General features: G+C 65.1%; 15 protein-coding genes. 6 read left to right on the top strand and 9 right to left on the bottom strand.

Going from position 1 to position 11,036, the window contains the following annotated elements; translation table 11 throughout:
• The first annotated feature begins 23 nt into the window (after positions 1-23).
• A complete protein-coding gene (locus HH800_RS20075) occupies positions 24-320 on the top strand; it encodes an SEL1-like repeat protein (RefSeq protein WP_004208961.1) in 297 nt (98 codons plus the stop codon).
• On the opposite strand, the gene HH800_RS20070 is transcribed toward HH800_RS20075, so the two are convergent.
• The 5 genes from HH800_RS20070 to HH800_RS20050 all read right to left on the bottom strand — a co-directional run bounded on the left by HH800_RS20070 (position 321) and on the right by HH800_RS20050 (position 3,555).
• Positions 321-1,454 (bottom strand): GNAT family N-acetyltransferase, encoded by a 1,134-nt coding sequence (locus HH800_RS20070; RefSeq protein WP_169862090.1) that lies wholly within the window; start codon positions 1,452-1,454, stop codon positions 321-323. It abuts the gene before it with no gap.
• Positions 1,451-2,077 carry a glycerophosphodiester phosphodiesterase family protein gene (locus HH800_RS20065; RefSeq protein ID WP_235681925.1) on the bottom strand — a complete coding sequence of 209 codons (627 nt, stop codon included), beginning with the start codon at positions 2,075-2,077 and terminating at the stop codon, positions 1,451-1,453. The genes HH800_RS20070 and HH800_RS20065 overlap by 4 nt, the downstream gene beginning before the upstream one ends.
• A gap of 73 nt (positions 2,078-2,150) precedes the next feature.
• The gene (locus tag HH800_RS20060; protein ID WP_169862089.1) at positions 2,151-2,618 is read right to left on the bottom strand and encodes a RidA family protein; all 468 of its coding nucleotides are present in this window, start codon (positions 2,616-2,618) and stop codon (positions 2,151-2,153) included.
• Positions 2,615-3,271 carry a hypothetical protein gene (locus tag HH800_RS20055; RefSeq protein WP_048938545.1) on the bottom strand — a complete coding sequence of 219 codons (657 nt, stop codon included), beginning with the start codon at positions 3,269-3,271 and terminating at the stop codon, positions 2,615-2,617. Before HH800_RS20055 ends, HH800_RS20060 begins: the two co-directional genes overlap by 4 nt.
• On the bottom strand, positions 3,268-3,555 hold the full coding sequence (locus HH800_RS20050) for a DUF3572 domain-containing protein (protein ID WP_037509952.1): 288 nt from the start codon (positions 3,553-3,555) through the stop codon (positions 3,268-3,270). The genes HH800_RS20055 and HH800_RS20050 overlap by 4 nt, the downstream gene beginning before the upstream one ends.
• A gap of 68 nt (positions 3,556-3,623) precedes the next feature.
• Here HH800_RS20050 and HH800_RS20045 point away from each other — a divergent pair, with 68 nt between their 5' ends.
• Entirely contained in the window at positions 3,624-3,986 is a 363-nt protein-coding gene (locus HH800_RS20045) for a response regulator (protein ID WP_004208955.1), read from the top strand.
• A gap of 149 nt (positions 3,987-4,135) precedes the next feature.
• Positions 4,136-6,022: a PhoX family protein gene (locus HH800_RS20040; protein ID WP_010338632.1), complete on the top strand. Its 1,887-nt coding sequence runs from the start codon at positions 4,136-4,138 to the stop codon at positions 6,020-6,022.
• A gap of 279 nt (positions 6,023-6,301) precedes the next feature.
• Here the strand turns inward: HH800_RS20040 and rpmG are convergent, their stop codons facing one another.
• On the bottom strand, positions 6,302-6,469 hold the full coding sequence (gene rpmG / locus HH800_RS20035; protein WP_004208953.1) for a 50S ribosomal protein L33: 168 nt from the start codon (positions 6,467-6,469) through the stop codon (positions 6,302-6,304).
• 201 nt (positions 6,470-6,670) lie between these two features.
• Here rpmG and HH800_RS20030 point away from each other — a divergent pair, with 201 nt between their 5' ends.
• The 3 genes from HH800_RS20030 to HH800_RS20020 all read left to right on the top strand — a co-directional run bounded on the left by HH800_RS20030 (position 6,671) and on the right by HH800_RS20020 (position 8,186).
• On the top strand, positions 6,671-6,994 hold the full coding sequence (locus tag HH800_RS20030; protein ID WP_004208952.1) for a hypothetical protein: 324 nt from the start codon (positions 6,671-6,673) through the stop codon (positions 6,992-6,994).
• Positions 6,995-7,005: 11 nt separating this feature from the next.
• Entirely contained in the window at positions 7,006-7,572 is a 567-nt protein-coding gene (locus HH800_RS20025; protein WP_037522168.1) for a TMEM165/GDT1 family protein, read from the top strand.
• A gap of 122 nt (positions 7,573-7,694) precedes the next feature.
• On the top strand, positions 7,695-8,186 hold the full coding sequence (locus tag HH800_RS20020) for a Dps family protein (protein ID WP_004208950.1): 492 nt from the start codon (positions 7,695-7,697) through the stop codon (positions 8,184-8,186).
• Positions 8,187-8,253: 67 nt separating this feature from the next.
• On the opposite strand, the gene HH800_RS20015 is transcribed toward HH800_RS20020, so the two are convergent.
• Genes HH800_RS20015 through HH800_RS20005 form a run of 3 tightly spaced genes read right to left on the bottom strand, consistent with a single transcriptional unit; the run spans position 8,254 to position 11,022 of the window.
• A complete protein-coding gene (locus HH800_RS20015) occupies positions 8,254-8,724 on the bottom strand; it encodes a GreA/GreB family elongation factor (RefSeq protein ID WP_169862088.1) in 471 nt (156 codons plus the stop codon).
• 52 nt (positions 8,725-8,776) lie between these two features.
• Positions 8,777-10,603: a cobaltochelatase subunit CobT gene (gene cobT, locus HH800_RS20010; protein WP_169862087.1), complete on the bottom strand. Its 1,827-nt coding sequence runs from the start codon at positions 10,601-10,603 to the stop codon at positions 8,777-8,779.
• Positions 10,600-11,022 carry an OsmC family protein gene (locus tag HH800_RS20005; protein ID WP_169862086.1) on the bottom strand — a complete coding sequence of 141 codons (423 nt, stop codon included), beginning with the start codon at positions 11,020-11,022 and terminating at the stop codon, positions 10,600-10,602. The genes cobT and HH800_RS20005 overlap by 4 nt, the downstream gene beginning before the upstream one ends.
• Positions 11,023-11,036 lie beyond the last annotated feature (14 nt).

Below are 11,036 nucleotides of genomic sequence, written 5' to 3'. Positions count from 1 at the left end.
GGTTAGGGATACAGGGGAAGATCATGGCAAATAGTCTCAAAAGTGCGCAGTTTTTGATGGATAGTCGTCTGGCCGGTGCGGCCCACGGCTCGGCAGAGGCCTGTTTCGAACTGGGCGTCGCCTATAGCTGCGGCACCGGGGGCATGCCGATCGACCTGGTCGAGGCGCATAAATGGTTCAACCTTGCGGCCCGTGGCGGCAGCGAAGCCGGCCAGAGCATGCGCGCCGAGATCGCCGAGGAAATGACCGCGCGCGAGATTGCCGAGGCCCAGCGCCAGGCCCGCGCCTGGATCGTCGCGACCGAAGTCCGCGCCGCCTGATCAGCCTTCCTTGCGGAAGGGCGTTCTTTCATTGAGCCACAAACGGTCGCGCTGCACTTCCTCCCGCTCGGCGTCGAGGAAGCCCGCCACCGCCCGGCGAAAGCTCGCATTGGGAATATGATGCGCCGAATAGGTGGGCTGCGGCGCATAGCCGCGCGCCAGCTTGTGGCCGCCCTGCGCGCCCGCCTCGACCCGGTCGAGCCCGCGCGCGATCGCCGCATCGATCGCCTGATAATAGCATAGCTCGAAATGCAGGTTGGGCACGTCCTCGCGGCATCCCCAATAGCGGCCATAGAGCGTGTCTTCGCCGATCAGGTTCAGTGCGCCTGCAATCGCCTGGCCCTCGCGCAGCGCCAGCATCAGCAATATCCTGTCCGCCATCGTCTCGCCCAGGATCGAGAAGAAGGACCGGGTCAGATAGGGCCTGCCCCATTTGCGCGCGCCGGTATCCTGATAGAAATCCCAGAATATGTCCCAATGCGCCTCGGTCAGGTCGCGTCCGGAAAGGTGGACGATCTCCAGCCCCTCGACCGCGCGCCGCCTTTCCTTGCGGATATTCTTGCGCTTCTCGCTCGACAGCTCGGCCAGGAAATCCTCGAACCCGGCATAGCCCTTGTTATGCCAGTGGAACTGGCTGTCCTCGCGAATCAGCCAGCCGGCCGCCTCGAACAGGGCGATCTGGTCGGGATCGACGAAGGTCGCATGCGCCGATGACAGGTCGTTGCGCTCGACCAAAGTCTCGATTCCCGCGATCAGCGCCGGCCCCAGCGTCGAATCGCGCAGCAGCAATCGGGGGCCGGGCACGGGCGAGAAGGGCGCGGCGATCTGTATTTTCGGATAATATTGGCCGCCCGCCCGCTCCCAGGCATCGGCCCAGCCATGGTCGAACACATATTCGCCCTGGCTGTGGGTCTTGGCATAGAGCGGCGCAGCGGCCGCGATCGTTCCGTCCGGCCCGTCGATGACGATCGGCAAGGGTTGCCATCCGGTGCCCGGCCCGACGCTTCCGGACTGTTCCAGTGCGGTCAGGAAATCCCAGCTGACGAACGGATTGGCGCTGCCGGCACAGGCATCCCATTGCGCTTTGGGCAGGTCGGCGACGCCACCGGCGATGCGCGCGACAAATTCGCTCATGCCATATCCTCGAAGATGATCTGGTCGACATGAGCAGCGGCGATCGCCCGCTGCGCCGCGCTGCGCACCGTCCAGCTCAACACCGGCAGTCCCCGGCGACGGGCGGCAGCGGCGAAGCGGAAGGGCAAGTCACGGATATCACAGGCCAGAAAATCGGGATTGGCCAGCCAAAGTGCAAGGGTGCGGTCGAAAAGCGCGCGCAGCCGCCCCTTATTCTGGCTGCTGCTCACCAGTCCGCGCACCATGTCCGGCCGATGTCGCGCAAACCAGCGCATCGCCAGCGGGTTGAACGACATCACCGCCACCGGCTGGTCGCGGCCGTCGAGTGCCCTTGCCACCGCAGTGCAGATCGGCGCGACATCGCGCCCCTCGACCTTTATCTCGATCAGCAGCGGCGTCGTGATACAGGCATCCAGCAGTGCGGCGAGGCGCGGGATCGCGCCGCCATCGGGCAGGCGCAGCGCGTCCAGTTCTGTCGCATCGCGATCCGCCACGGCACCTGGCTGCCCGGTCATCCGCATCAGGCTGGCGTCATGAAAGACGAAGGGCAGGCCGTCGCGGCTCAGCCGGACATCGCATTCGATGCCCAGCCCCTTGGCGATGGCGGCATCGAACGCCGCCATGCCATTTTCGCTGATGCCCGCCCGATGCAGCCCGCGATGGGCGAAGGGGCGGGCGGTCAGCCAGTCGGGCCGCTTATGCAGCGGGGCGAACCTGCACGATCGCGTCGATCTCGACGGCCGCGCCCAGCGGCAGCACCGGCACGCCGACGGCGCTGCGGGCATGCTTGCCGGCTTCGCCGAACACCGCGACCATCAGTTCCGACGCGCCATTGGCGACCTTGGGCTGATCGGTGAAGCCCGATGCGCTGGCGATGAAGGCGCCCAGCTTGACGATCCGCTCGACCCGGTCGAGATCGCCGCCCAGCGCCGCCTTCATCTGGGCGATGAGGTTCAGGCCACAGGCGCGCGCCGCCTCGACGCCATAATCGAGGTCGCGGTCCTCGCCCAGGCGGCCGGTCATCAGCTGCCCGTCCTTCAGCGCGATCTGGCCGGAAATATGCAGCAGGCCATTGACCTCGACCGCCGGCACATAGGCGGCGACCGGCGCGGCGGCGGCGGGCAGGGTGATGCCGAGTTCGGCAAGGCGGGCGTCGATGCTCATGCAATGGCTCCATTCAGGGGCGTTGAAATAGCGGGTGCCGGCCCTTCGGCCAGGCGGGCGATGATCCATTTTTCGGCGCTGGCCCAATCGTCGATCCGGGCATGGGCCTTGTCCGCGACCGGGATGTCGCCGGCGATTTCGGGCTCACCGACCATGTGCAGTCGCCATACGCCGGGCGCATGACGCGCGACCGACGCATGATGCTCGCCCAGATCGTCGATGAACAGGGCGCAGCTCGGCTGGCGCTCGGCCAGGATATTGGCCAGCTTGCGCCCCTTGCCGCCATGGTTCCAATGGACCGGCAGGTGCAGGCCATGGCTTGCGAGCTGTTCGATGCGCAGCTGGTGGTGACGCTCGCCGATATTGGTCAGCACCTCGATGTCGGCAATCTGTGCCAGCCGGTGCAGCGCCTCGACCGCGCCGCTGATCGGGGTCTGGCGCGCCATTTCGGTATCGAAAAAGGCGATCAGCAATTCCCACACCAGTTCGCGTTCCAGCGGGATGCCGCTGTCCTTGTGGCGCAGTGCCTCGGCAAAACCCTGTTCGCGCATGTCGAAATGCACGTCATGCGTCTCGTCCAGCCAGTGGCGGAACGGCACGACCATGTGCAGCAATACCTCGTCGCAGTCGGTGATGATCAGCGGACGGCTCATCGGCTCAGATTCTCCTTCGCGGCGATCAGGGCCGCCGGGCTGCTGTCGATCGCCTCGGCACAGGCAACCAGATCGGGTTCATGGTCGGCCAGGAAGGCCAGCACCGCGCCCAAAATCGCGCGATTGCCGACCCCGGCGCGCAGTGCATCGGCATCCAGTCCGGTCAGCGCCAGCAACCGATCGGCCCTGCGACCATCGCTCAGCGTCCATCCCATTGCCATCAATGCCAAAATTTCGGCATCGGCGGCGCTATCCGGCTTGCCATTCTGGGTCTCGGGTCGCATGATTGGCTCTCGCGGAATGGGCGGCTATAGGCGCGCACCAAGGGGCTTCTCTGGAACGCGGGTGACTCGTGGCAAAGCGCGTGCTCGTTGTCGAGGACAACGAACTCAATCTGAAACTTTTTTGCGACCTGCTGCGCGCGCACGGGCATGACGTGCTGCCGCTGCGCGATGGCCGCGACGTGCTGGCGCAGGCGCGCGAATTCGCGCCGGACCTGGTCATTACCGACATCCATCTGCCCCATGTCAGCGGCTATGACCTGATCGTGTCGCTCAAGGGCGATGACAGCCTGTCGGCGGTGCCGATCATGGCAGTCACCGCCTATGCCGGGAAGGGCGATGAGGATCGTATTCGCGCGGCCGGCGCCGACGCCTATGTGTCCAAGCCGATTTCGGTGCTGCGGTTCGTCGAGCAGGTGAACGCACTGCTGTAACCGGCCGGCAACAGCGTCACTGATGCGTCATCATTCGGTCGCTGCTCTGACATCATAGCGCAGTTTGCGCGTCATCCTCCTCTGTCACGTCATGCGCGCCAAGGGCGCGGCGGTCATGCCGACGCTCGGATGCACAGGGGTATTTTATCATGTCTCATCTGACCGACGAGGCGCGCGCGGCCTTCCGCGATGCGCAGCCCAAGATTGTTTCGGGCGAAGATAGTCTGGAAGCCATCGTCGCGGCCAATCCGGGCCGCCGCTCCGTCCTGAAGAACGGCCTGCTGGGCCTGTCCGTGCTGCCGATGCTGGGCGCGCTCGCCGCCTGCGACGATGATGACGACGACAGCACGCCGGCCCCCACGCCGACGCCGACACCCACCCCCACGCCGACTCCGACGCCCAGCTATGGCATCAACTTCACCTCGGTCGCGATCAACACCAACGACACCGTGACCGTGCCGTCGGGCTATACCGTCGATGTGCTGCTCAAGGCCGGCGATCTGGTCGAAGCCGGCACCGCCTTTGCCAACGGCACCTTCCCGACCAGCGTCAGCCAGACCGCGGCCTGGGCTGGCGGCAATCATGACGGCATGGAATATTTCGAACTGACCGGCACCGACGCCAACAGCGGCGGCCTGCTCGCGATCAACTTCGAACTGCCCGACTATAATATCCTCTTCTCCAGCGGCAGCTATAACGCGTCGACCGCCACCGCTGATCAGAAGGCGATCGCGCTCTCGGCCGTCGGCATCGCCGTGGTCGAAGTGACCAAGGGCACGGACGGCAAGTTCGCGGTCAAGGCCGGCTCGAAATATAACAAGCGCTACAGCGGCAACACCGACTATCGCGTCGGTGGCCCTGCTGCGGGCGTCCTGCCCGGCACGATCCGTGGCATGCTCAACAACTGCTCGTCGGGCCGCACCCCCTGGGGCACCTACCTCACCTGCGAGGAAACGACGAACAACTATCTCGACCCGACCCAGCCCAACACCAGCTATGGCTGGGTGGTCGAGATCGATCCGTTCCAGGAACTGGCCCCCGCGACCAAGCGCACCGCGCTCGGCCGTTTCAGCCATGAAAATGTCGCCCACATGACCGACGCCAACAACCGCGTCGCCTTCTACATGGGTGACGATTCGACGCCGGGCTGCGTCTACAAGTTCGTGCCGGACCGTGCCTTCAGCAGCAGCAACCGTGCCGCCAACACCGACCTGCTCGATTATGGCACCCTCTATGTCGCGCGCTTCAATGCCGACGGCACGGGCGAATGGCGTCCGCTGGTCCAGGGCCAGAATGGTCTGGTCGCGGGTGCCCAGGATCCGGGCAATGTCAGCCAGTCGACCACGCCGCCGACCCCGACGACGGTCAATTTCACCAACCAGGCCGATGTGCTGGTCAACACCCAGTCGGCCGCCCGCGTCGCTGGCGGCACCATCATGGACCGTCCGGAATGGATCACGGTTGCGCCGAACAAGCAGGCGATCTTCGTCACGCTGACCAACAATAGCGGCCGCCGCGTCACCGACGCTGCCGATCCGCGCGTGACCAACCTGCATGGCCATATCCTCAAGTTCCGTGAAAATGGCGACTCGCCGCTGGCGACCGCCTTCACTTGGGAAATCTTCCTGCTGGCAGGCAACCCCGCGCTCGCGGAGGATAATCTCAAGGGCAATATCAGCGGCGACTATTTCTCCAGCCCCGATGGCATCCGCATCGATCCCCAGGGCCGCCTGTGGGTCCAGACCGACCATAATCTGACCGGCAATGCCGGCACGCTGAACGGCGCCGCCACCAACATGACTGGGGCGTTCGGCAATAATTCGATGTATTATATCGACCAGACCAGCAAGCAGTCGAAGCGCTTCCTGGTCGGCCCGGCGGGCTGTGAGATCACCGGCATCGCCTATACGCCGGACCTCAAGAACTTCTTCATCAACATCCAGCATCCGACCGGCAACTGGCCGGTGGCGGGGCAGCAGCCGCGCTCCTCGACCATCGTGGTGCGTCGCACCGACGGCCAGCCGGTCGGCAACTGACGACATCGGGCTCCCGATCTTCGGATCGGGGGCCTAGGGGCGATCGACATTCAGATGATGACGTGACGAAAATGGTGGTTTTTCGTGACCCGGAGCGCAGCGTACTTAAAGTACGTGAGCACCGGAAGCGCGGAGAACCGCCATTTGCAGGCCGTCAGGGCTGAATGTCGATTGGCCCTATCCGGCTCGAATGCCAACAGGAAAAGGCCCGCTCCCAACAGGGACGGGCCTTTTTCGGTGCCGAAAGATCAGGCGCGCGGGCGCGAAGCCCGCAGCGGCTTACTTGATCTTGGCTTCCTTGAACTCGACATGCTTGCGCACGACCGGGTCATACTTGCTGAAGCTCAGCTTTTCGGTCGTGGTGCGCGGGTTCTTCTTGGTGACGTAGAAGAAGCCAGTGTCAGCCGTGCTGACGAGGCGGATCTTGACAGTTGCCGGCTTGGCCATGGCTTGGTCCCTGGTCTTGAAATAGCGTAAAAAGAAAAGCGGCCCTGTCGGACCGCCCCGTTTCAGCGGTGCCCCTTGGGGCAGATTCGCCCCGATGTCAAGGCTCGCGCGCCCAATGGAGGCTGCGCAACAGGCTTTACGGCCCTTTAACCCTATGCGCGCATGCTGTCAGGCGGGGCACGGATGAAGGGAGATGGCTCCATGCGACATGATCCGAAACTGGCGATTCTGGCGGACCTGCTGCGGCGGGTCGATGGGCTCGCCGCCCAGCGCGGCCATGTGTCGGTGCCGCGCCTGCATGACGAGGTCGACCAGATCCGCCATATCGCGCGCGCCTTCCGCGTCGACAGCGTTGGCGACCTGGCCGCCACGCTCCAGTCGGTCCTCTCGCTCGACGGGCTCGATTCGGTCGTCCTCTCCTATCTCGACCGGATGCGGGACGCGATCGCCGACGAACTGCCGCCGCTCGACAATATTTTGCCGCCGGCCGCCGCGCCCGCTACGGTGCATCGCCTGCACGCCTGACGGGATTTGGAATGGACGCCTTGCTGATCGCCCTGCTGGGCTGCCTGTTCGGGGAAATTGGCGACAAGGGGCAGTTGCTTGTGCTCGCGCTCGCCCATCGCTATCAACGCGACGGGGCGATCATTGCCGGCGTCGCCGTTGCCGCCATCGCCAATGCCGCCCTGTCCGCGGCAGCGGGCGCCTGGATCGGGCCGATGCTCGGCCATGATGCACGGCTGTTGTTCATGGCGCTGTCGGTCCTGTTCCTGGGCGTCGGCCTGCTCTGGCCGGTGAAGATGCCCGACACGCTCGATGACTGGCGCATCGGGCCGTTTCTCACCACTGCGCTCGGCGTCTTCATCCTTGGCTTTGGCGACGGTCCGCAATTCCTGATCCTGGGCATCGCCACCCGCACGGCCGACCCGGCGCTGGCCGCGATCGGCGGCGCGATCGGCGTGATCGCCGCCAGCGTACCGGTGATCCTGATGCGCGACCGATTTCTCTCCGTGCTGCCGGTGCGCGCGATTCGCCTGGTCGGCGGCGGCATCGCCATATTGGCGGGCGCTGGCATGGCGATGAGCGCGATCGGCCGGCTCTGATCGATTCCCTTCATCAGCCTGACCGATAAATTGCCCAAAGATTTCCGACTTGCGGGGGCACCTTATTGACGGACAATCATTATATGTCCGAAATCAATTCCGCCCCAACAGGAGGACAATGCATGACCGCCCCCGATCTCAAGACGCCCACCGACCTCAAGAGCAACGCCACCAAGTCGGTCGCAGAGGCCCTGAACGGTGCCCTGGCCGACAGCTTTGCCCTCTATCTCAAGACCAAGAATTTCCACTGGCATGTCTCCGGCCCGCATTTCCGCGACTATCATCTGATGTTCGACGAGCAGGCGACCGAGATTCTGGGCGTGACCGACCTGATTGCCGAGCGCGTGCGCAAGACCGGCAACACCACGCTGCGCTCGATCGGCGACGTCGCCCGTCACCAGAGCGTGAAGGACAATGACGCCGATTTCGTCAGCCCGGCCGACATGCTCAAGGAACTGCGCGACGACAATCTGGCGCTGGTCGAAACCTTCCGCGCAGTGAAGGCCGCCGCCACCGAGGCAGGCGACAATGCGACCGAAGGCATTGTCGATGACTGGACCGACCAGGCCGAACAGCGCGCCTGGTTCCTGTTCGAAGCCGCGCGCGGCGCCTGAATCCGAAAAGGGCCCCCCGGCACGTCACCGGGAGGCCCTTTTCATGATCGCAATCGGTGAGGGGGGCTTACGCTTCGTTCACCACCCCGATCGCCACGATCTCGATCGCCCCGTCCTTGCCGGCAAAATCGACCGCCTCGCCCATCTCGGCATCCATCATCGCGCGGGCGAGCGGTGCGGAAAAGCTGATCCGCCCTTCATGCGGATCGGCCTCGTCATCGCCGACGATCGCCACGGTCTTTTCCTGGCGGTTCAACCGATAGGTCACCCGCGTCCCGAACGCGACCGCTTCGCCATCGGCCGCCGGGCGCAGTTCTGCCGTCGCCAGCCGCGTGCGCCAGTAGCGCAGCACCCGCTTGTGCTTCTTGGCGGTTTCCTCGTCCATCGCCGCGGTGTCGATCGCTTCCAGCGCTGCCACCTGTTCCTGCGTCAGCCGCAATCCGCGCGCCGTGACCCAATTGGGGCCGGGCGGGATCGGCAGCTCGAACTTGGGCTCCATATGCTCATCGTCGCTTTCGCGACGAAAGGCGACACTCATCTTGCCTCTCCAGAATTCCAATAATGCGGGACGACGGGACCGAACTGGCCGGTCAATCCTCGTCGAACAGCCCTGCAAGCTGTTCAACCATCGTGCCGCCCAATTGTTCGGCGTCCATGATGGTCACGGCGCGGCGATAATAGCGGGTGACATCATGGCCGATGCCGATCGCCACCAGTTGCACCGGCGACCGGTTCTCGATCCAGTCGATCACCTGGCGCAGATGCCGCTCCAGATAGGTGCCGCTATTGACCGACAGGGTGCTGTCGTCGACCGGCGCACCATCGGAAATCACCATCAGGATGCGCCGCTCCTCGGGTCGCGCGATCAGGCGCGCATGCGCCCAGAGCAGCGCCTCGCCGTCGATATTTTCCTTCAGCAGCCCTTCGCGCATCATCAGGCCCAGATTCCTGCGCGCCCGGCGCCAGGGTTCGTCGGCCTTCTTGTAGATGATGTGGCGCAGGTCGTTGAGCCGTCCCGGCATGGGCGGACGCCCCGCCGCCAGCCAGTCCTCGCGGCTCTGTCCGCCCTTCCAGGCGCGCGTGGTGAAGCCAAGGATTTCGGTCTTCACGCCGCAGCGTTCCAGCGTGCGGGCCATGATGTCGGCGCTGATCGCGGCGATGCTGATCGGCCGGCCGCGCATCGATCCTGAATTGTCGATCAACAGGGTGACGACGGTATCGCGGAACTCGGTGTCGCGCTCGATCTTGTAGGTCAGCGACCGGGTCGGGTCGATCACGATCCGCGCCAACCGCGCCGCGTCCAGAATCCCTTCCTCCTGGTCGAAATCCCACGAGCGAAGCTGCTGCGCCATCAACCGGCGCTGCAACCGGTTGGCAAGCTTGGTGACCGCGCCCTGCAAGGACACGAGTTGCTGGTCGAGGAAACCGCGCAGACGGTTCAGCTCATCCTCGTCGCACAGGTCGTCGGCGGTGACGACCTCGTCATGCTTCTGGGTATAGGATTTATAGTCGAAACCGGGGGGCAGGTCGGATGTCGGCCGATTGGGCCGCACCGGCATCATGCCTTCCTCGCCCATATCGTCGGCGCCGTCTTCCGCGTCGGCGTCGAACTCCTCGCTATAGTCGGTGTCGCCCTCTTCGGTCTCGCCGCCCTGATCCTCGGACCGGGCCTCGGCGTTCATGTCGCTGTCGCCCGATTCCTCCTGACCGGAATCGCCTTCTTCCTGCTCTTCCTCCTTGTCCTCGCCCTCATCCTCGGGCTCGGGGTCGTCGGTTTCGGGCGGCACGTCGGCATCGACCAGTTGCAGATGCTCCAGCATCGCCTGGGTCAGCTTCTGGAAGGCGCGCTGGTCGTCGATGGCGAGGCCCAGCGCGTCGAGATCGCTGCCGGCCTTGTCCTCGATCCACTGGTCGACCAGCTTCATCGCCGGCCGCAATTCCTCGGGCACCGCCTGGCCGGTCAGCCGCTCGCGCACCTTGAGCGCCAGCGCGGTCGACAGCGGCACCTCGTCCGCCGCCCGTGCCCGGCGGATCGGGTCGGACTTCAGGCGCATCGCCAGCGCCTCGTTCAGGTTCGCGCGCACGCCATCCAGCGCCCGCGAACCGATCGCCTCGACCCGCGCCTGCTCGACCGCGTCGAACACCGCGCGCGCCACCGCTTCGCCCGGCGCCATCGCATTGTGCAGCCTGGCATTATGGTGGCGCAGCTTCAGCGCATTGGCGTCGGCAAAGCCGCGCGCCAGCGCCACCTGATCGGCGGGCAACGCGCGACTGGGCGTCGGCACCTTGATCGCCTTGCCCACCATGTGTGGCGTGTCGGCGGTGAAGCTCACCTCCACCTCCATGTCGCGCGTCATCGCCCGCGCGGTTCCGGCCAGCACATCCTTGAAGGCGTCGAGGGGGGAACGTTCGCTCACCGGCCCTCCGGATCGTTCACGCGCGGCACGGCGATGGTTTCGATCTGCGTCTCGACCTCGCTCATCAGCTTGTGGACCGGGCATTTGGCCGCGACCGCGATCAGCTTGTCATGCTGCTCGTCGCTCATCGGGCCGGTCACGGCGATGCGGGTGGTCAGCTTGTAGACGCCGGCCCGTTCCTGGCTCGCATCGCGCACCACGCCAACATGGATATTCTCGACCGGAATGCCGTTGCGCTGGGCATACCACAGCATGGTCATCGCCTTGCAGGCACCCAGCGCCGAATCATACAGGTCATGCGGGTCCGGCCCGGCGTCATGGCCGTCCGGCGCCGACATGTCGGCGACGATCTCATGGCCCCGGATGCTGATCCGGTGCGCACTGCCGCCATTGGGGTCGATCCGTTCGACGACGATCATGGGTTCCGCCCTTT

It is taken from the genome of Sphingobium yanoikuyae, assembly GCF_013001025.1.
Lineage (GTDB): Bacteria > Pseudomonadota > Alphaproteobacteria > Sphingomonadales > Sphingomonadaceae > Sphingobium > Sphingobium yanoikuyae_A.
This window is presented reverse-complemented; position numbering and strand designations above follow the sequence as displayed.